Here is a 19,633-nt window from a genome sequence, read left to right as displayed (position 1 = left end):
CAATAATTATTTATTATGTTTGCAGTAGAATCTTAAATCACAAAATCAGTTATGAAAAGAATTCCAACACTATTTCTTCAGGCCGTCATCGTGCTTATCGGCGTTGTGGTGCTTGCCGCTTTGATTGGGCTTCCCTTAACCGAGGGAAGAGCCGCAAACTTAGACTTGTTAAGCGTTTACGCTGACCCGTTCATCTTGTATGGATACGCAGCATCAAGCGCTTTCTTCGTTGCGCTGTATAAGGCGTTCAAATTGCTGGGATACATCGGACAAAATAAAGTGTTCTCGCCAGACTCTGTTGGGGCTTTGAAGAGTATAAAGTATTGTGCCATTGTATTCAGTATTTTAATAGTACTGGCAGGTCTATACATAAGGATAGCCCATCATAAGGACGATGATCCTGCAGGTTTTCTGGCGATTTGTATGGTGACGACTTTTGCTTCTGTCGTAGTGGCCACGGCTGCAGCCATCTTTGAAAAGATCTTGCAGAATGCGATCGATATGAAATCTGAAAATGACTTAACCATTTAAGCCATGCCAATCATTGTAAACTTAGACGTGATGATGGCAAAACGAAAGATCTCTCTGAACGAACTTTCCGAAAGAGTAGATTTGACATTATCCAACCTCTCTATCTTAAAGACAGGCAAGGCGAAAGCCATTCGTTTTAGCACCTTAGACGCCATTTGCAAAGCATTAGATTGCCAACCGGGTGACATTTTGGAATATGTAAATGACAAAAAAAGAACAACGAACCGTTAACAGAAGGTATAAGTCCAGTCTACGGAAGCCTACGCGGACAGGCATTGTCTTCGGAGTAAGTTTGGTCATGTGGGACAGCGCCGGCAGGTTGCGTTGACAAGTCGATTTGATTATTGATTGCCCCGCGTTGCACGCAGCCTAAACAAGTCTTTGGCGTTGGCAACTACTTTACGTTTTCTTTCCGACAAACGGCAAGCAGGCCGTGTCAAACTACATAAACTATCGTTTTGAAAATAGCGATCGAGTGGTGACATTTGAATTATCAGCTTTCGAGCTAAGCTGTTAATCGATCTACATCAACCTAAAAAATCAAACATGAAATTAAGCATCATCCTCTCAACTTTACTTATGGTCACGTGTTTTGCGTCATTCGGTCAAGAAAAGCAATCTTCAAAATCTAAAAACTCCAAATTGACTGCCGTGGAAAAGGGATTGGTTAAAGTTTCTGTCATGTACCCGTTCGAGGAAGGCAAGACCTTCAACATGGAGTATTATGAAACGAAGCACATGCCTATGGTCGCGGCCTTTCTAGGTTCAAATCTGGTAAAATATACCATTGAAAAAGGACTTGCCAGTGGTATTCCTAACCAACCCTTGCCGTATATGGCTATCGGGACTTTCTATGTGAAAAGCCTAAGCGACTATCAGGCGGCCATTGCTCCGAACAGAGACGCCATCAGAGCTGACTTCGTGAATTACACGAATGCGACTCCCGTAATTTTGGTGAGTGAGGTAGTGAAATAGTGAGGGAACTCCCCCATTTTCAATAAAAAAAAACAGAGTGAGTGTGAGCGTAAGAGCGAACATACTCACTCTTTTTTTTCTTCGCACTCACACTCCCTCCCCATTATTTAGCCGTCTGAAAATTATCGCCAACCTAATCCAGGAGCTACGTGCTTTAAAATAGAAGACAGCACGTGAACATTGTAATCCACCCCTAACGTATTGGGTATCGTCAAAAGCAGTGTGTCTGCTTCCTTGATCGCTTCGTCTCCAGCCAATTCCTTGATGAGTTGATCCGGTTCCGCCGCATAGCTTCTTCCGAAAATAGCGCGTTTGTCGCTTTCAATAAAACCGATTTGATCGGTGCTTTTGGTGTCCTGTCCAAAGAAATACCGGTCTTGATCCGAGACCAATGCAAAAATAGATCTGCTTACCGAAATCCTTGGCTCGCGCTGGTGCCCTGCTTTTTTCCAGGCTTCTTTGTACAACCTGATCTGCTCTGCTTGTTGCACATGGAAAGGTTTGCCGCTTTCATCAAATTTCAGGGTGGAACTTTGCAGGTGCATTCCGTTTTCGGCTGCCCAGACCGCCGTAGCATTCGAGGCCGCACCCCACCAGATCCGGTCGCGCAATCCCGCCGAATGAGGTTCTACGCGTAACAAACCCGGCGGATTCGGGAACATCGGGTATGGGTTGGGTTGGGCGAATCCCACACCTCTTAACTTATCCAAAAATTCTAATGCTTTACGCCGGCCCATGTCCGCATCGGTTTCTCCGGCTTTGGGTTCATAACCAAAATACCGCCATCCATCGATCACCTGTTCCGGCGAACCTCTGCTGATCCCCAGTTGCAACCTACCCCTGGAAATGAGATCAGCCGATCCGGCATCTTCTACCATATACAGCGGATTCTCATAACGCATATCGATCACGCCGGTTCCAATCTCTATCTTGTTTGTTTTGGCACCGATAGCGGACAATAAAGGAAATGGAGATCCCAGCTGGGCCGCGAAATGATGCACCCGGAAATAGGCGCCATCCAACCCCAGTTCTTCGGCAGCAACCGCCAGATCAATTGACTGAAGCAATGTGTCGCTCGCGGTACGGGCTTGATAGCCCTGGCGATTCGCCCAATGTCCGAACGATAAAAATCCTATTTTCTTCATAAACTTTCTTTCTTAGGCTTAAAATAGCCCCGCAAAGATAAAAATTACGGGCATAAAGTGGGTGTCCCCATCAATACAGTGGGTGCGCTGTTTAATGCTGGGGCCACAGAAACGGAACTGAGAAATGTGGTTATAAATTTGGGCTGGAAAGGGCTGAACGTCCGTAGCCGTACCAACGGTGGAGCTGGCGTTCCCTCCTGCTATATCCCGGTTCAATGACTTGCAAAGAAACAGGCAAAGGAATATACTGCATCAAAAATAATACACATGGACGCTATCCATTTTAATGGCGATTGGGAATACGAAATAGAACTCATTGCTTTTGCGGGTTTTCAAATCATAAATGGGCGGTATCGTTCAGGAGATTCGGATATACTCAGCGATGGGAAAATGACCTTAAGAATTGAAGACGATTTGACAGACAATCCAGATCCTTATCCTGAACAGTTTGAAGCCATAGGTTATATCTTTCAAAATCAGGAAAAAATACGGGATGTCATCATTAACAGAACACTTCAGGAGTTACCTGAGATCATTGAGATCTACGGATTGCAGCGGGACCCCGCCTATGCCAATCTCACGGCAGAGCGCATCCGGCAGTTGATCGACCTCGGTACCATTGATGTGAAGATCGTTAGCAAGAACGGTACTTCTTACTATGAAATCACGGGCGGATGCCATTGGGACGATGACCACGGTCTGAGCTTTTTAATGCATAACGACCGCGTAGTTGCCTTCGGAGGTATTGACGGAAACGGCTATTGGGACGCCGTCAAAGATAATGGAACTTATGCCGAAGTATCCAAACCCAAGCAAGAAAAGGCGGTGCCAAAAAAATATAGTGCCCATCCAAAATACAATACCCTCAAGCCTTCTCATCAATCCGCCAATGAAACCTTTGAGCACAGTCTCATCTCCGGTAACCATAATGAATTATTTAAGGAACTGGTCGTAAAAGGAGAGATTGATATCAATGGGAAGTGGGAAAGCCAGAATAAGACTTTTCTCGAAGCAGCCTGTTGGTTTAACAATAACGAGATCGTGGCGTTCCTCCTTGAAAAGGGAGCGCATATCCGCTGGGCCCTACACCAATGTGTAAAGTACAATAACAATTCGGTTGCCCTAGAACTGATTCTGCAGGCTGGTGGAGATATTAACCAGCGGGATGCTGGCGGGGATACTATTTTGAATATAAAAGCGCAACAACTGGCGCGACTGTATGATTGCGGGAACAGAAGTATCGCTTATAAGCCGGGAAGTTCGGCAGAACGTGACGACATGATAAGCCGCGAAAAAAAAGCAATAAAAGCTTTGATAGACAAAGGAGCTGACCCCAATATAGCAAACGTCCATGGATATAACGCATATTCAATGGCTCGCAATCTCGCTGATGAAAACCGTGTAGAAATACTCGATTTTCTAAACCGTTGCCTGCGGTAACAGCATCCGAAAGAAATCCAATTTCATGGTAAAACCTATTAAAGTTAGCGGTCGCTCTTTATTTTCTCGGTCCGTACTGTGGCGCAACCACTCCGGATTCAAGCGCACCTAGATCCGGTGCTTTGCCCGTATATCCATCGGTGATCGTCGGCAGCAGGCATCCGGCATCGACCGCCTTGGAAGCGGGTTTTAGTCTGAAGTCGTAACCTGCCACCGGGTACACATGTCCCTTTCGTCGCGGATCGGGCAGCGGAACATTCTCGAAGATCACTTTTTCGAGTTCTACTCCGTGTACTTCGTATCCGGTCTTCTTCGTGAATTCGCGGAGTGTTTTAAATTCTACCCACCCAAGCTCTTTTTCATCGGCGTGGTTCAGTGAATCGTGCAGCGGGTACCGCCAGCGGTAGTTGGTTTGGTTTTCGGGTTTCTTGCGGTAGCCATCATAATCCAATGTGGTGTAGTTGGTGAACGTGGTGCCGCTCAGCGAAGGCCTCACATCATCCGGGCCGATGAACAAGTTGTTCCGGAAATGTCCGTTGGAGAAAGCGCTGATCGTGGCTTCTGCAACAAATGTGTTTTGATAGGTATAGATACCGGAAGGCCGGACCATATATTTTAACGCGTTGCCCGGTATGTTATAGCAGATGTTACGGATGAAGTAGACCGGCCCGCCGAAAACAGGTTGTGCGCTTAATGCTGAATGATAGGCATTGAACCCGCGGTTCTCGAATACGCGGATGTTATGAGAGCCTCCATCGGCCTCGATGAAGTCGTCGGCGACGTTGAAGATATCGTTGCGATAAAAATCGATGGAAACACATTTCTTTGCGCCCTCGGGCAGGCCATGGGTATCGACGCAGATCCCATCGTGAAAGTAAGCAATGGAGTTGTGGCAGACCACGTGCCCCTGTCCATATACCTTGATGGCAAAATACGATGTTAACGGCGCCGGCTTCTCGAATCCATACCACCCGATGAGCGTATCCCGCTCATGCCGGCCGACCATGATGTTATCGGCAATATAAAAATCCCGGGAGTCGGCGTTATAGGTCATTACGGCAATGCCGATGTCTTCCATTTTGCAATGCTTAACGGTCAATCCGCTACAGCCCATCACTCTTTTCAATCCCCCGTAGAATGCGACATCTGTATTCCGGATGGTGAGCCCTTCGAAGTAATGGTAATCGGCGGCCATCACGTCGAAGAGGCGGTAGGAACCATCCCCGTCGAAAATAACTTCTCCGTCGCCGGCAGCTTTAATGGCAATCGGTTTTTCGGCGGTGCCTTTTTGTGTGAGCACATAGGCGCCGTCGAAATCGAGCGCCAGGGAGTCGGCGTACTTGAGCCGGTGTGCTTTGTAAAGGCCGGCATGCACCAGGATCACATCGCCTGGCTGTACACGTGGCTCAGGAACATTCCACCAGTCGCCGGTATTGCCGATACCGTAATAGGCTTCGTTCAACCCTGTAAACGCAGGACTTTGTTTTGTTCCCTTATAACCCGGGGGATAGACGTGATAGACTTGCCCCAGTGCATAGGGCTTGGGTTCTGTTTTGGTCTGAACGAATACGGTTTGCGTGGACTGCCCTTCGATGCCATCCGGATCAGACAACTGGAAACGGCATTCGTATACCGTTCCCGGCTCAAGATTGAAAAGACTTCCGGCAAACAGGTTGGGTGTAGTATAGACCCACGGCTGATCATGGCCATAGATCTTTTCTCCGCCCACACGCAACAAGGGTAGTCCGTTCCGCCACTCACCCGTATCTTTTTTGCGATAGGAAACTGACACGGTGGCGTTCCGGTTCTCATCGCCGGAGATGACCCACTCAAAACCTGCACACAACAAGGTGGGCGGCTCAATGATGAACTCCGCGGTCTTGGTTTGATTCCTGACGAGCGATTTGTCGAGCCCTTGCCCTGTGGCAACGCCCGTGATACCTACGGCAAAAATCAAAAGGATATTTTTGGTGTGTCTCATCACACAAACGGCAAATCTCCGAAATCGCCGGTGTAGACCATCAGGTCGCTTTGAAACAAGGGTTATGAACACGTGCATAACGTAAGATAACAGAAAGCGGGAAACGGGCCTATAGAAATTACGCGAGGGTTTATTCTTGCAGGAACACGATCGCCGAAGATCCCAGATGCTTTCCAGCAACATCGGAAGAGCACCATTAAATTATAAAAAGACAAATCACGTCCCAATGTGATGGATTACGCTATTTTTGTCCCCGATTCTTTTCACCGGGAAACGTACGTATGGATTTTTCATCAGTAAGACTTGTAGCCTCCGATATGGATGGCACCCTTCTCAACACCAAACACGAATTAAGTCCCGATTTCTTTACGGTATTCAATCGAATGCGTTCGAAGGATATTTTATTCTCTGCCGCCAGCGGAAGGCAATACCAGAATCTTTATAACTGTTTTCCGGGCATCCAGGACGACATCATTTTCATCGCCGAGAATGGCAGTTATGTGATGCATCAGGGCAAAGAACTTCACCTCCAGCAAATGGATCGGGATCTTACCCGCGAGATCCTGAAGCGCATAAAAGCACTTCCGAACCTACTGACGATCCTTTGCGGTAAGGAGAGCGCCTACATCGACAACGACGATCCCGCCTTTGTTGCGCGTCTGTCCATGTATTATGACGCATACGCCATCGTAGACAACATCGCAGACGTCGATGATGATGAATTTCTCAAGATCGCCATCTGCGATTTATCCGGCGCCGAGCAAAATAGCTATTCTCACTTTTTAGAATATCAGGATGACCTGCAGGTAAAAGTGTCTGGCAACGTATGGATCGACCTTTCACATAAGCTGGCTCACAAGGGAAGGGCGCTCGATATCGTGCAGAAAAAATTTGGGGTCGCCCGTGAACACACCATGGTATTCGGCGACTACCTCAACGATGTTGAAATGATGGGCGAAGCACACTTTAGCTTTGCTATGGAAAATGCCCACCCCGAAGTGAAGCACGCCGCGAAGTTTATGACCCGCAGCAACGACGATCGTGGTGTGCTGAGTATACTGGAACAACTGTAGGCCAATGAATTTTAGAGCCCTTTTGTCCTCTACTTGATATAGAGACTAGCGATCCTTATTCAATGGCCTTCATGAATTTGGCGGGGATTCCTCCGACGATGCTGTTATCAGGGACATCTTTATTTACTACCGCTCCGGCCGCAACGATAGCGTTTTCTCCAACAGTAACGCCAGGCAGTATTGTCGCACCCGCCCCTATCCACGCATTTCGTTTGATCAAGATTGACTTCAAATCAAGGTATTTTCTTTTCGAAGGATCAACCGGATGATTCTCGGTGATCAGATTAACTTTCGGTCCGATCAGCACATCATCTTCAATGGTTATTCCACCGAGATCGAGAAATGTGCAGGCATGATTGATAAAAATCCCTTTGCCAAGCTTGATATGTTTTCCAAAGTTTGTGTAGAACGGTACAAAGACCGTTGTACTCTGGTCGATTGGGGTGTTGATGAGCTCACTCAACCTGGCGCGCATTTCGTCAATGGTTGTGGAAGCGTTAAGTGCTGGTGACAATTTCTGCGCGCGAAAAACAACTTCCCAAGCGTCGCCCATTTCATCATTCCGGATGATGCCCCCGGCAAGCATTCTCTCAAAAATATCTGGGTTGTTCGACATCGCTTATCATGTTTTGGTTTATGTTAAACTTCGGTGGGTCTTCATGAAAGGTGTGACCGGAAAATCCCTTGCCTAAGCGAAGACGCAAAGTAGCTTTCAGATCGACCTGCTCTAACTTATTTTTTTCCAAGCAGCAAACGCACCTGCGCTCCCCAGCCGCCAATCATCAAATCCAGTACACCATCACCGTTCACATCTCCCACAGCAATGCCCCAGCCACGCGATACCGTTGTGCCTGGGATTACCTTACTGGTTACATTGGTAAATACGCCCTTGCCATCATTCTGCAAGGCCTGTACCTGGGCAGCTTCAAAGGGTGGTGTTTTAATTGCACTTAGAATAATATCCGCGTAACCGTCGTGGTTAAAATCTACAATCGCACCCGAATAGCTGGATAATTTCTGTGCTGGAATTCTTTTGGCTGTTTCATCCTTAAAATTTCCCTTGCCGTCATTGATCAGCAAACGGGCTGTAGGATCCTTATCCCATTGGCCACCGTTGTTGGTAAGGTTAACAAATAGAATATCCGCATGCCCGTCCCGGTTCGCATCAAACACCAGCACATCGCGGGTATGCAACGGCACCAGCAGTTCAAGTTTTTCCGGGTGCTCTGTAAACTTTCCCTTGCCGTCGTTAAAAAACAGACGATTCGGGGGCACCTCATTGCCAACTACCAAATCCAGCGTACCATCACCATTTAAATCAGCCAGTTTTACGGCCTGGGTTTGATCTTCGCTGGCGGGTAGACCGTCGGTGGTGTGATCAATAAAGTACCCAGGTTTTTCCAGGTTGTTGATCCATAAAAAATCCTGTGCTTTGGAACCGGAATTGCCTACAACAATATCGGGGAGTCCATCGCCGTTCACATCCCCCACGTCCAGGCCATTCGCTTCGCTTTTGGCCGGGAGGCGGTCGCTTACGTCAATGAAAGTACCGTCGCCTTTGCCGAGGTAATACTCGTGTGTCTGGTCGTCTTCTGCTACAAAAATAATGTCGGCTATACGATCGTTGTTGAAATCGGCTATCCGCACATGTTCTGAATCGTGTTTCTCCTCTGCAAAAGCACCTTTTTTCCAGGTAAATTTTCCTTTACCATCGTTGAGGTATAAGCGGTTGGGTTCCGATTCCAGCGCCAGGATCGCATCCAGGTCACGATCACCATCCACATCCAGGAAAACCACATTCAGCGCATGCTCTTTACCGTCAAGGGGTACTTGCGTTGCTGTGACATCTTTGAACCAGGCCGTTTCATTTTGTTGTGCGTGTATGGCCAATGGCGCCGCACAGAACAGGCAGCCACCCAACCCTGTTAAAAACCGATTTCTAAACATTCTATGGATTGTAATTTGAGGTTAGTCAATAGTCTCATAAGTCTGTCCCCAATCTTTCTTGAAGGCTGGTTCTTTAAATCGATTATCCAGGTCTATTCCGTCACTCATCACCAAACATTTATTTCTGGTACTCAATTTTTGTAATACGCCAGACAAACTCGCCCGCACCGGTTTTCACTACGACTTCATCGCCCACTTCTTTTTTCATCAGCGCGTGTGCCATCGGTGAGTCTATGGAGATGTAATCTTTGGTATCAAAGATCTCATCATAGCCGACTATACGGAAGCGTTTCTTTCCGCCTCGGTCATTTTCAACTTCTACCCAAGCACCAAACATGACCTTGCCTTCCTGGAACGGTGAATAGTTCACGACCTTCAAATCGTCGATACATTTGCGTAGATAGAGCACGCGCCGGTCAATTTCGCGCAGGCGCTTTTTGTTGTAATGATAATCCGCATTTTCAGAACGATCTCCAAGGCTTGCGGCCCAGGATACCTTTTGCGTGGTGTCGGGCCGTTCAACGCGCCACAAATGATCCAACTCTGCTTTTAGTTTTTCTAAACCTTCTGGAGTAATTAAGGGCGTTTTCATGGTTACGTCATCACAGAGCACTAACAAATCGAAACATCTAAATAAAACCCATCAAATACAAGCTAGCCGTGAATTATCGGAACAATGCTTTGTGTTGTTTCGATCATCGTCGCTTGGGCGGAGAAGGTAATTGTCCTTTTCTATTCCCTTGAAAATCCTTAAGTTTGGTTTTACCAAAACCACGCCTGCATTGGAAATACTGGAAACACTACGGAACGAGCTCACCGGCTTCTTTTCCATAGACGGACTCGTCGAGATCATTCGCTCCGGCGACTACCATTCGCTGCGCACCTGGAAGGGAATTCAAACCGCTCTTTCGCCGCTCATTCCGTTCATCGTGATCATTGAGATCTTGCTGGCCTTTGCCCATAAGAATTTCAACCGGGCAGAGTATAAGATCCCATTCTTTATTTACATATTCAACCGCATTATTGGGAAGTTTATTTCGTTTGGTGTCGTCGCCTTTTGTATCGGTTTGTTCTCGCCCTATGCGTTGCTGCCGGTTTCCCTTACCTGGTACTGGTTCATCTATGGTTACATCGTCTGGGAGTTTGCACACTTCATCTATCACTTTCTTGCCCATAAGGTGAGGTTGTTCTGGTGCCTGCATTCGTCCCACCACGCCCCGGAACAAATGAACCTGTCGGTTACGTATGCTCACTTTTTCCTGGAAGGCCCGTACGCCGACTTTATCCGGACCTCCATTTGTATCCTGGCGGGCGTCCCCCCGGTCATGCTGTTTGCCATCATGTTCGTTGACGGCACATGGGGTGGATTTATTCATGTCGGTGAGAACTTCATGAAGAACGCGCGTTTTGGTTTCCTGGGTAAATTCATCCTCACCCCCTCCCACCACCGCGTACACCACGCACGCAACCCGCTGTACATGGACACCAACTTCTGCAACCTGCTGAACATCTGGGACCGGGTCTTCAAGACCTATCAGCCCGAACAGGATCACATCGCGATCCAGTATGGTATCACGCGGAGTATCAATGCGGGGAATTTTTTCGATGTATACTTTGGCGAATTTTACTATCTGGCGAAAGACGTCGCCCGGGCTCCCGGGATAAAGAATAAATTCCTATACCTGATCATGCCACCGGGTTGGAATCACACGGGCAATCATATGCTGGCGAAAGACCTCCGGCAGCAATATTTGAAGACGCATGCGGGAAAGCCGTCGATGGATTCACCGCCTGACGGCGACCGGCGCAAAAGCGCATAGGCCAGTGTTTTACGTTGAGCTTCATACGGCGCGTAATGCACCCTTTCCCTTGCTTGACCCTGCTCAACGTCCCATTCATCTCATCTGCCAACTGCTTATAATTTACCCCCGCTCCTTCCAGGTCAGCATATCAAGGTAACCGATGGCCAGCACCAGAAAACATCCAACAACAGAATGCATCAAAGCTTTATCACCTGATCCGCTGGGCAGTCCGGGATTCTTGAAGTACACCAGGAAAGGGTGCATATAAGGGTAATAGTCGATCAACTCCCACTGGCGGATCATGAACCCTGTCGTGAACAGCGCAAGCCCTATGCCCATTGGGATGATAAAGTTTTTAAACCTGAGGCTCAGCACATATTGTATCGCGGTCATGGACAAAATTGAGGTGAACATCTTAGCCGTCATCCCTACTAAGCTGCCCCAAGGGATGTCGCGATTTAAAAATTCATATCCTGAATTGAGGAGTCCTGTAACATATCCGGATAAGACAACGAAGATGTTGAACAGTACGAAACATTTCGCGATGATCAGCAGGATGGTCAGCACCTTGGAGAAATAGATGTCCGCAAAACTGCGTGGTGATGCAAATAACTGCTTCCATCCGTGGTTCCGATACTCGATCTGGACAACCAGGCTCGTCACACAAATGATATACATCGTCAGGAAAAAGCCTGCAGCGATCTGCCAGTTATGGTCGAGCCATGTACCCCAGGGATCCTGCTGAAATTTCGGCAGAAAGTAGTCCGGTTTGGCAAGGGTCTTAATGATGTTGATCACGGGGATGAATGCCGCCCCTCCCAGGGTAAGCCAGAGTGCAGCCGAATTTCCACATTTAATAATTTCGCTGCGGGTGTTGGCGATAAAGCTCTGTTTCATGTGGTGAGATGAAAGAAGGTTTCTTCGAAATTTTCGTGAACGAGGCCGATGTTGTAAATGCCTACACCAGACGCGACGAGATGTCTGGTCAACTCAGGGACTTGTTCCCTGGCGATATGCTTCACAAGAACGAATGTCTCATCCAGGCATATTGTCTCAAAACGCTCTTGCAATGCGGACATCGCCTTCTGTACATCTGCTGTTTCCAGACGCAACACCGTGTTCTGGGACCGCCGGATCATCAATTCGCTTTTTGTACCCTGAAACTGAAGCTTGCCACCCCTTAATACTCCGAAATGCGTAGCCACTTTTTCGACTTCGCTCAGCAAGTGGCTTGACAGCAGGATCGTTTTTCCATAGGTTCCGCTCAGCTCCTGGATCAGGACGCGCATGTCAACAATACCCTGTGGATCAAGACCGTTTGTAGGCTCGTCCAGGATCAATACCTCCGGATCGTTCAGCAGTGCAAGCGCGATCGATAACCGTTGCTTCATGCCCAGCGAATACGCCCGCACCAACTTGTTGCCGGCATCGAGAATATCTGTGATCTTCAGCACCTCTTCGATGCGCGAACGCTCCCGACCATAGGTCAGCCGGTATACTTCAAGGTTCTGCCGTCCGGTAAGATGCTCATACAACGAAGGCTGTTCGATAAAGGACCCGATCTGCGAGAGTATCTTTCTTCGATCGGCAAAGAAGTCTCTGCCAAAAATCCGGATGCTTCCTGCCTGGCTGCGGAGCAAACCAAGCAATAACCGCAGTGTCGTGGTCTTACCCGCGCCATTCGGCCCGACGAAACAATACACACTACCGCGCGGTACTTGTAGGTTGATGTCAAATAATGTTTGTTCTGACGCCTTGGCGAAGGTGTAGCTCAGTCTGCGTGTCTCAATGATCCATGGTTCTTCCATGTATCCGTGACGTATGAATTACCGGATTGTTACGGACAAAAAGCAAAAATAAACCCGGATATGACCAATCTTCGGGCCCGGCGGTGAATCCCCGTAAGTGGGATATATTTGTTCGCCCGGTTTCTGTATCAACTGATTCCCAGCCTGTTGCGATTTTTAATGTTTCCGGATTAGATTTTTTTGTAACGGCTGCGCTATGCCATTCAACGCCAGCGCTAGATAAAATCGAGGTTAAAGTATGAAAAAAGCGAAACTAAAATTACAACGTAAGGTGTAGGTGCCATCCTGCACTTTTTAGCCTTGCAGAGGTCTTAATTTTGAGGTAAACTTTATTGTACGTTATACATGAAAAAAAACCACAAAACATTATCGTTTCTTGGCAAATGCATGCTCATCAGTTCAATTCTTTGGATTCAATCCTGTAGTAAGGATGATGAAGTTGTACCACAGAACGTAGACTCTCAAATCACATTTTCAAACATTACGGCGGCGATGGAGGTGTGGAATAATGTTCCCATTTCGCTGACGGTGTCGGACGATATGGGAATTGCTTCCGTAGAATATCTCGTGGACGGCGTTTCGATCGCCAAGCTGACCCAGTCGCCTTTTACAGACGCGACCTGGGATGCCAGCCAGGCCAGCGACGGCGTGCACACTGTTAAAGTAATTGTTACCGATGGGCAGGGAAACAAAACTGAGAAGGAAGTTACCGTAACGGTGAAGAATACCCTGCTGACCGTTGATATCGCAGCCAATCAATTGGACAGCAATGAGCGCGGTTTTGTTTTCCTTTCCGATGAAAATGGCAATCTCATTGCCTCTACGGAATACACCAACAGCAATGATATTGTATTGAAATCGCCGACCTTTATGGGAACGAAGTTCTTTCTCACCGAAGTACTGATGAAGAATTACAGCGGACAAAACGAGGTAAGACTGTGGACGTACGCCGAAATTGGAAGAGGACAAGCCTGGAAAGTTTTGGATGATAGAGACACCGATGACGATACGAATGTCGGGGAGGCGAGCCTTACCTTGACAAACGCGGTAACCAACTCCATTTATGATATCTATTCCAATGCGCGGGAGCAGACGGAGCTGGACGACTCCCGCACCACCGGATCGATCCACCTGGGGACGACGCCGAGTAAGTTGTACGTTACACGTCGCACCCAAGACAGTGGCACGCCCCTTGGATATGCGCTCTTCCCCAATGTGGTGGTTGGCAATAATACACTTAATCTAAACCAGGTCAACCAGCCGTTGTCGAAACTGACCGCTACGCTGCCGGAAGGGGCATCGTACGCTTCTGTCTACGTGAAGGCCTATCCGACACTTAATGACTACACCCACCCCTATGCGTTGGGAACCTTTTCCAATGGCGGTAGCAACAGCGGCGTCGAGTCCTTTGATATTTACTATCCGGGAACGGCCTTTGCAGCTTACTATTCTATCATAGAAATGGGCGGTGATGATCTCAGCTATTACAGCGGAAGCCATACCAATATTTTCTCCGTTACCGAGATCACCAACACCGTTTCGTTTGGTTTTGCCAATGAAAAGCTCACGTATAGCGCTGCCGGTGATTTTGTTTTTATCTCGACATTTTTTGAATCGGCAGATTCGGAGTGGTATTTGATCCTTCCGGAAGGAAGCAATAAAGTGGTGCCGGCCTTAAAACTACCCGATCCGTTGAAGGCTTTCGATATCCCCGCTTTTGGTTCACCCGAATCCTATCAAGTTTATAAGTATGATGGCGTCGATAATTATAACGCCTTGAAATCGTTTATCAGCACCTCGTCCTACAGCCTCGACGAGTTGTATGACGATGGCAAGAATTTTACGGAAATTACCTATTGGAATCTTCCTGCCAACGGCCGGTCGAAGAAGTCGAACAAAAAGCATTCGTTGAGCACTGCCCTTAGAAAATAGCTTCGTGTGCTGATAGCCCCACGCTTCCTACGCGATTGAAGATGGGCAAGCAAGTCTGCGACGGTGAGAACCTATGAAAAGGATCTCACCGTCGCACTCGTTTTTGGGTATAGCGTTTCGTGCCAACGGCTCGTACATACGGCGAAAGATTTAGATGAGAAGGAATAATAGTTAAGTCGCCGTTGCAACCGCGGGACCATGTTGATTCTCCAACCATTAAAACGCAATCGCCCCCTTGGATTGTCGCTTTAACACCCCGCGGGCCCGGAAAGGGCGCGGTACCTTTGGGAAACAATATTTAAATCATGCGAAAATTGATCATGAAGATGTCGATCTCGATCGACGGTTTTGTCAGCGGTGCCAAGGGCGAGAAAGATTGGGTCTTCAAGACCGGGGATGAGGAGTCATTGGCCTGGAGTGTCGAGCAAGTCCGGCAGGCAGGGCTGCTGATCATGGGCAGGACGACGTTTGAGGTTATCGCCCCCTACTGGCCGACGGCGACGGGGCCTTTTGCCGCGCCGATGAACGAGATCCCTAAGGCTGTTTTTTCAAAAAAAGGATTTACGATCCCGCCGCCCGCCGGACAGACACCGGCCGCAGCTTCCTGGGCCGAGACGCGGGTTTTCGACGGCGATCTTGCCGAAGCGATCACGAAACTCAAAGCCGAACCGGGGAAACCGATCGTAGCCATTGGCGGCGCGGGATTTATGCAGAGCCTCATCACAACGGAGCTCATCGATGAATACCACCTGGCCACCCATCCCGTCGCATTGGGCTCAGGCGTGCCCATCTTCGCGGGGCTTGCCATGCCGCTTTACCTGAAGCTGATGGGTGTAAAGGCTTTCCCGGGAGGGGCCGTAGTACACACGTACGGCAAATAAGCCGGTCGTTGGGTCCGGCACCAGCAGCGTAAATCCAGAAAAAGTCTTTGAGCGGAATAGTTATATCCTCCGTTTTCTCCTGACATACACTTGTCAGATGGAGTCTGGTATATTGGGGGTATGAATAAGAAAATGGAAAACGCCTTTCAGTCAAAAAAGGTGGCGGCCGTATTTGAAAAAACGCCCCCAGCGATCCGAAAAAGGCTCCTTTTGTTAAGGAAACTCATATTCGACGTGGCCTCGAAAACCTCCGGCGTCGGCCCCCTCGAGGAAACCCTGAAATGGGATTCCCCCAGCTACCTCACCAGTGAAACGCAAAGCGGGACGACCATCCGGATCGATCGCGTTGGCTCACAGGAAGGAATGTATGGCATATTTGTTCACTGCCAGAGCAACGTGGTGAAGGAGTTCAAGCAAAAAGTAAGTACACCGTTAACCTTCGACAGCACGCGGGGAATTCTCCTCGACGCAAAGGACGACATTCCCGAAGAGGTCAGCTATTTCATCTACCTGGCCCTCACCTATCATTTGCGCAAGAAGAAAGGATCAGTGAAAGAGATCTGGGACCGGGGATGGGTATGTTAGATTTAACCCTTAATAATACTCAACCCTCCTTATCTGCACCTGGAAAGGCTTGTTGTCCGCCAGCATGATTCGCTCCGTCCAGTTGCCTTGTGCATCGTATGAGATATAGCGATAGCTCTCATTGAACAAAGCATTCTTCTGTCTCAGCAGATCGTTGTGTTCATTGTATTCGTAAGAATCGAAAGGTTGTCCTTCCCTGAATGTCCGTACCGGGCGCCCGTCCCGGTATTCGTACGTGAATGTTTCGGTCCATGCGCGAGATGCGTCGAAATGTTTCTGTATTTCCTTAACGCACAGATCATTACGGTACATCAGGGTTCGCTCGCTGCTGTAGTTGAGCCGTCCGTCTTTATACTCGGCTAGTAGCCAATACACGAGGTTACCCGACGCATCGAACTGTTCATCCTGGACCACCTTCCCGTTTTCAAAGGTGATCTTCCGTTGCAGCGCTCCGGATGGAAAGTAATTGTATCGATACACCAGGATTCCGTTATTGCCGGCTACTTTCACGCGACGTCCGTTCACATAGGAGACCTTTGCCGACCGCTCCGCCACCACAAGCGTGTCGCCAGACGTAACAATATTCAAAACTTTCTCCCTGCGCTGATCGCCGTACTGAAGATATCCGCCCACCAGCATCCCGTCCTTGTCATAGGTGTAAACCTCTCGCGACGTCACCTTCCCCTCGTCGCTCCAGTGAATGACACTGTCGGTCTGGTACAAACGGTGGCTGCGATACCAAGTCTTGCAGACAACGATATCTTCAACCCGATAGCTCCACTCTTCCGTGATGATTCCATTGCTTGCAAACAGAAGTGTGTACACGGCTGTGCCCCGGATCAGCTTACCCCGATGCGTGGAGCCATCGCCCCCTACTTCGAGCGGATAAACATATTGCGTAAGGCTCCGGATATGGCCCTTGAGGTTCCGCAGCCGGTTGGGCGTCATGCCGTCGAAGTGGTCCGTCTTATTGTAGTTCAGCGTCAGGTAATCGATGGCTGCCGGTTGAGAATTTGATTGTAGCAACGACACGGCTAAAGTTGCCACCGCGATGATAACAGTCCTTGCGAACATAAAACAGCATTTGACGGCCAATGATACTGTTTTTTAAGGGGACTTTAAAATTTTTAGTCAACTCGCGCAACTCGCTACGATCAACATGCACCTTGCCGGCTCAGGTACGTCTTATTTCCCTGAATATTTTCAGGAAAAGCTCCCTGTATTCATTCAATTCTTCTTCTCTCTCCTTCGACCAGACAAATCGCATCTCTACTTTTTCAGATATGTCCGTAAGCTCGAAATATTTTATGTTCAGGTTCACTCCTTTCACGGCCGACTTTGCAATGATGGTCACTCCCAGGCCTTCGCTCACCATTCTTAAATTTGTTGATGCATTGGGTGATTGAAAAACTACCCGGGGCGCAAACCCATTTTTCTGAAAAATTCCGGATAACAGATCGTGGTACACCTGTCCATCTTCCCGCGCGGGTAAGATCCAATCGGCATTCGCCAATGTCTTCAGGTCTACCTTTTTCTTGAGGTTTACTTTCAAATTCTTGGGCATCACCACAACAAAATTTTCTTTGTACAGCATCGCCGATCCAATGCCGTCGGGTCCGACTTCGTTGGGTACGATTCCAAACTGAAGTTCGCGATCCAGGATCTTCGCAAAGATCAGGTTGCACGAGTTTTCTAAAAGTCCAATTTTCAAGTGAGGGTATGACGTGGTGATCGTCTTTAGAAAATAAGGCAACACGGAGTACATGGCCGAACTCACATGCCCAATCATGATTTCTCCGGCTTCCCCCCGGTGGATCTGGCCAGCCTTCTTTTGCGCCTGTCCTAAGTGCTTAAGGATTCGGGTGACTTCATTTTTAAAGAACACACCTGCAGCCGTAAGCCTGATCTGTTTTTTTGTTCGATCAAATAACTCAGCGCCAATCTCCTCTTCCAGGTTTTTTATCTGGCGGCTCAACGCAGGCTGTGCGATATACATGCTGCTGCTGGCCTTGTGAAAATTCAATACTTCCGCCACGGCAAGGAAGTTTTTTAGCTGATCGGTGGTCATTCTATTGATGCATTATTGTTATCGATTAATGCAAATTAAGTATTTTTAGTTATCATACAATTTAGCTTGCTTTGGGTATCGAAAGAAATTTAGTAGACATCGTCATACACGTCACAAATGATCATCCAAGCGTCACTACAACATGCCGGAGTACTTCATGAACTGGGTGCGGAAACCTTTTATAAAGCCCACCAAGACAGCGCCCCGGCACATGAACTCGCTACGTACATGAAGAAAGCATACAACCTGGATGCTATCAAAAAGGAACTGGCCAATCCTGTCAATATCTATCACATCATCGAGCATGAAGCTACTGCAGCCGGGTTTTCCAAAATGGCGCTTACGATGAACCATCCGGCCATTGCGTTGGAGCGTGTTTCAAAAATGGATCAAATCTATCTGCTGGATTCTTTTCACGGTCTGAAGCTGGGCGCTAAACTCCTGCGTCATAATATCGACTATTCAAAATCCCGCGGACAAAATGGAATGTGGTTGGTGGTGTGGGTCGGGAATACTACCGCCATCTCCTTTTACGAGAAGTTCGGCTTTCGGATTGTCGTCACCGATCAATTTCATCTTACCGACACGCACCTCAGCCCCTGCTATATCATGCTGTTGGAATATGCAAACAACAACGTCCAGTAATGCATTAGGTTATTATGCTGAACCTTTAACCATCATCCCATGACCAACGCTTTAGGTTTTCTGGCGCTTACCTTGAATCTGACATCCATGACGATGAAAGACATTCTGTATTTGAGGACGTTATCGCTCGTGGCAAACGCCATTTATATCCTCTATGGTTTCCTCGTAGGCGCAGCACCCATTGTAACCGGGAGTTTTATCGCTGTCGTCATTCATTCCGTGAGTATCTATAGACTTAAGCACCCAAAGCCAATGGCGCTGTCAAAAAAATTGGACTAATCGCATCTCATACTATCCCATTATTCCCCCATGAACAAAAACGAATTGAAACTCCGGATGGAAACGGTCTTTGACCATTTCATTCATGCCCTTCAGCAACACGATGATGTCAATAGGAAACGGGCTGATGGTGGCTGGTCGGTAGGCCAGATTGCCAACCACATCCTAAAAGGGACGGACACGAATTTAGGTTCCACTAAAAAGACAGAACGCGCATACGATAAAAATGCCGATGCGATCAAGGCGCTGTTTCTGGATTTTGGGAAGAAGTTCACCAACGCACCCGATATTGAACCTGACGCAAAGCACTATACAAAAGAGGACCTGATCGTCTCCTTACGTGCATCGCGGGACGAAGTCTTCCGGATGATCGACCAGGAAGATCTAACCGAGACTTGTGTTGATTGGGAGTTGCCCGTCTGGGGGAACCTGACAAAATACGAATGCGCGATTCTCTATGAAAACCACATCATAAGACACACGAAGCAGGTGATTGATTTTAACAAAGTGACGGCAGAAAAGTTTTAATAACAAAGCGTAA

General features: G+C 48.0%; 21 protein-coding genes. 12 read left to right on the top strand and 9 right to left on the bottom strand.

Annotation, left to right across the window (positions count from 1 at the left end):
- Nucleotides 1-51: 51 nt before the first annotated feature.
- From D4L85_RS24660 to D4L85_RS24650, 3 genes are all read left to right on the top strand, one after another.
- Complete coding sequence (locus tag D4L85_RS24660) at nt 52-531, top strand: DUF2975 domain-containing protein (protein ID WP_119756815.1); 480 nt, start codon at nt 52-54, stop codon at nt 529-531.
- 3 nt (nt 532-534) lie between these two features.
- Nucleotides 535-762, top strand: coding sequence for a helix-turn-helix domain-containing protein (locus D4L85_RS24655; RefSeq protein ID WP_119756814.1), 228 nt, complete (start codon nt 535-537; stop codon nt 760-762).
- Between the two features lie 315 nt (nt 763-1,077).
- A complete protein-coding gene (locus D4L85_RS24650; protein WP_119756813.1) occupies nt 1,078-1,506 on the top strand; it encodes an EthD family reductase in 429 nt (142 codons plus the stop codon).
- A gap of 122 nt (nt 1,507-1,628) precedes the next feature.
- On the opposite strand, the gene D4L85_RS24645 is transcribed toward D4L85_RS24650, so the two are convergent.
- Entirely contained in the window at nt 1,629-2,651 is a 1,023-nt protein-coding gene (locus tag D4L85_RS24645) for an LLM class flavin-dependent oxidoreductase (RefSeq protein WP_119756812.1), read from the bottom strand.
- A gap of 267 nt (nt 2,652-2,918) precedes the next feature.
- Between D4L85_RS24645 and D4L85_RS24640 the strand changes: the two genes are divergently transcribed.
- Nucleotides 2,919-4,091, top strand: coding sequence for an ankyrin repeat domain-containing protein (locus D4L85_RS24640; RefSeq protein ID WP_119756811.1), 1,173 nt, complete (start codon nt 2,919-2,921; stop codon nt 4,089-4,091).
- 58 nt (nt 4,092-4,149) lie between these two features.
- On the opposite strand, the gene D4L85_RS24635 is transcribed toward D4L85_RS24640, so the two are convergent.
- Nucleotides 4,150-6,048 (bottom strand): polysaccharide lyase domain-containing protein, encoded by a 1,899-nt coding sequence (locus D4L85_RS24635; RefSeq protein WP_160143978.1) that lies wholly within the window; start codon nt 6,046-6,048, stop codon nt 4,150-4,152.
- A 305-nt stretch (nt 6,049-6,353) separates the two neighbouring features.
- Here D4L85_RS24635 and D4L85_RS24630 point away from each other — a divergent pair, with 305 nt between their 5' ends.
- Nucleotides 6,354-7,145 (top strand): HAD family hydrolase, encoded by a 792-nt coding sequence (locus tag D4L85_RS24630; protein ID WP_119756809.1) that lies wholly within the window; start codon nt 6,354-6,356, stop codon nt 7,143-7,145.
- 55 nt (nt 7,146-7,200) lie between these two features.
- Here D4L85_RS24630 and D4L85_RS24625 read toward each other — a convergent pair whose 3' ends face one another.
- The 3 genes from D4L85_RS24625 to greB all read right to left on the bottom strand — a co-directional run bounded on the left by D4L85_RS24625 (nt 7,201) and on the right by greB (nt 9,684).
- Nucleotides 7,201-7,761: a DapH/DapD/GlmU-related protein gene (locus D4L85_RS24625; protein ID WP_119756808.1), complete on the bottom strand. Its 561-nt coding sequence runs from the start codon at nt 7,759-7,761 to the stop codon at nt 7,201-7,203.
- A 116-nt stretch (nt 7,762-7,877) separates the two neighbouring features.
- Nucleotides 7,878-8,942: an FG-GAP repeat domain-containing protein gene (locus D4L85_RS24620; protein WP_160143977.1), complete on the bottom strand. Its 1,065-nt coding sequence runs from the start codon at nt 8,940-8,942 to the stop codon at nt 7,878-7,880.
- A 268-nt stretch (nt 8,943-9,210) separates the two neighbouring features.
- Entirely contained in the window at nt 9,211-9,684 is a 474-nt protein-coding gene (gene greB, locus D4L85_RS24615) for a transcription elongation factor GreB (RefSeq protein ID WP_119756806.1), read from the bottom strand.
- A gap of 190 nt (nt 9,685-9,874) precedes the next feature.
- On the opposite strand from greB, the gene D4L85_RS24610 reads away from it, so the two are divergent.
- A complete protein-coding gene (locus tag D4L85_RS24610; RefSeq protein ID WP_119758929.1) occupies nt 9,875-10,912 on the top strand; it encodes a sterol desaturase family protein in 1,038 nt (345 codons plus the stop codon).
- Nucleotides 10,913-11,014: 102 nt separating this feature from the next.
- Here D4L85_RS24610 and D4L85_RS24605 read toward each other — a convergent pair whose 3' ends face one another.
- Both D4L85_RS24605 and D4L85_RS24600 read right to left on the bottom strand, forming a co-directional pair.
- Nucleotides 11,015-11,791 carry an ABC transporter permease gene (locus D4L85_RS24605; protein ID WP_119756805.1) on the bottom strand — a complete coding sequence of 259 codons (777 nt, stop codon included), beginning with the start codon at nt 11,789-11,791 and terminating at the stop codon, nt 11,015-11,017.
- Complete coding sequence (locus D4L85_RS24600; protein WP_119756804.1) at nt 11,788-12,702, bottom strand: ABC transporter ATP-binding protein; 915 nt, start codon at nt 12,700-12,702, stop codon at nt 11,788-11,790. The genes D4L85_RS24605 and D4L85_RS24600 overlap by 4 nt, the downstream gene beginning before the upstream one ends.
- Nucleotides 12,703-13,047: 345 nt before the next feature.
- Here D4L85_RS24600 and D4L85_RS24595 point away from each other — a divergent pair, with 345 nt between their 5' ends.
- The 3 genes from D4L85_RS24595 (at nt 13,048) to D4L85_RS24585 (ending at nt 16,100) form a co-directional block, all read left to right on the top strand.
- The gene (locus tag D4L85_RS24595; RefSeq protein ID WP_119756803.1) at nt 13,048-14,634 is read left to right on the top strand and encodes an Ig-like domain-containing protein; all 1,587 of its coding nucleotides are present in this window, start codon (nt 13,048-13,050) and stop codon (nt 14,632-14,634) included.
- 305 nt (nt 14,635-14,939) lie between these two features.
- Nucleotides 14,940-15,515, top strand: coding sequence for a dihydrofolate reductase family protein (locus D4L85_RS24590; RefSeq protein ID WP_119756802.1), 576 nt, complete (start codon nt 14,940-14,942; stop codon nt 15,513-15,515).
- 210 nt (nt 15,516-15,725) lie between these two features.
- Nucleotides 15,726-16,100: a hypothetical protein gene (locus D4L85_RS24585; protein WP_228450617.1), complete on the top strand. Its 375-nt coding sequence runs from the start codon at nt 15,726-15,728 to the stop codon at nt 16,098-16,100.
- A gap of 9 nt (nt 16,101-16,109) precedes the next feature.
- Here the strand turns inward: D4L85_RS24585 and D4L85_RS24580 are convergent, their stop codons facing one another.
- A complete protein-coding gene (locus tag D4L85_RS24580; protein ID WP_119756801.1) occupies nt 16,110-17,174 on the bottom strand; it encodes a hypothetical protein in 1,065 nt (354 codons plus the stop codon).
- A gap of 100 nt (nt 17,175-17,274) precedes the next feature.
- The gene (locus D4L85_RS24575; protein WP_119756800.1) at nt 17,275-18,168 is read right to left on the bottom strand and encodes a LysR family transcriptional regulator; all 894 of its coding nucleotides are present in this window, start codon (nt 18,166-18,168) and stop codon (nt 17,275-17,277) included.
- A gap of 228 nt (nt 18,169-18,396) precedes the next feature.
- On the opposite strand from D4L85_RS24575, the gene D4L85_RS24570 reads away from it, so the two are divergent.
- Genes D4L85_RS24570 through D4L85_RS24560 form a run of 3 tightly spaced genes read left to right on the top strand, consistent with a single transcriptional unit; the run spans nt 18,397 to nt 19,620 of the window.
- Complete coding sequence (locus D4L85_RS24570) at nt 18,397-18,813, top strand: GNAT family N-acetyltransferase (protein ID WP_160143976.1); 417 nt, start codon at nt 18,397-18,399, stop codon at nt 18,811-18,813.
- Nucleotides 18,814-18,852: 39 nt separating this feature from the next.
- Nucleotides 18,853-19,092, top strand: coding sequence for a YgjV family protein (locus D4L85_RS24565; protein ID WP_119756798.1), 240 nt, complete (start codon nt 18,853-18,855; stop codon nt 19,090-19,092).
- Nucleotides 19,093-19,122: 30 nt separating this feature from the next.
- Complete coding sequence (locus D4L85_RS24560; protein WP_119756797.1) at nt 19,123-19,620, top strand: DinB family protein; 498 nt, start codon at nt 19,123-19,125, stop codon at nt 19,618-19,620.
- Nucleotides 19,621-19,633: the final 13 nt, after the last annotated feature.

The sequence above is a fragment of the Chryseolinea soli genome, from assembly GCF_003589925.1.
GTDB lineage: Bacteria > Bacteroidota > Bacteroidia > Cytophagales > Cyclobacteriaceae > Chryseolinea > Chryseolinea soli.
The sequence above is the reverse complement of the archived record's forward strand: the minus strand, read 5'-3'. Positions and strand labels throughout refer to the sequence as shown.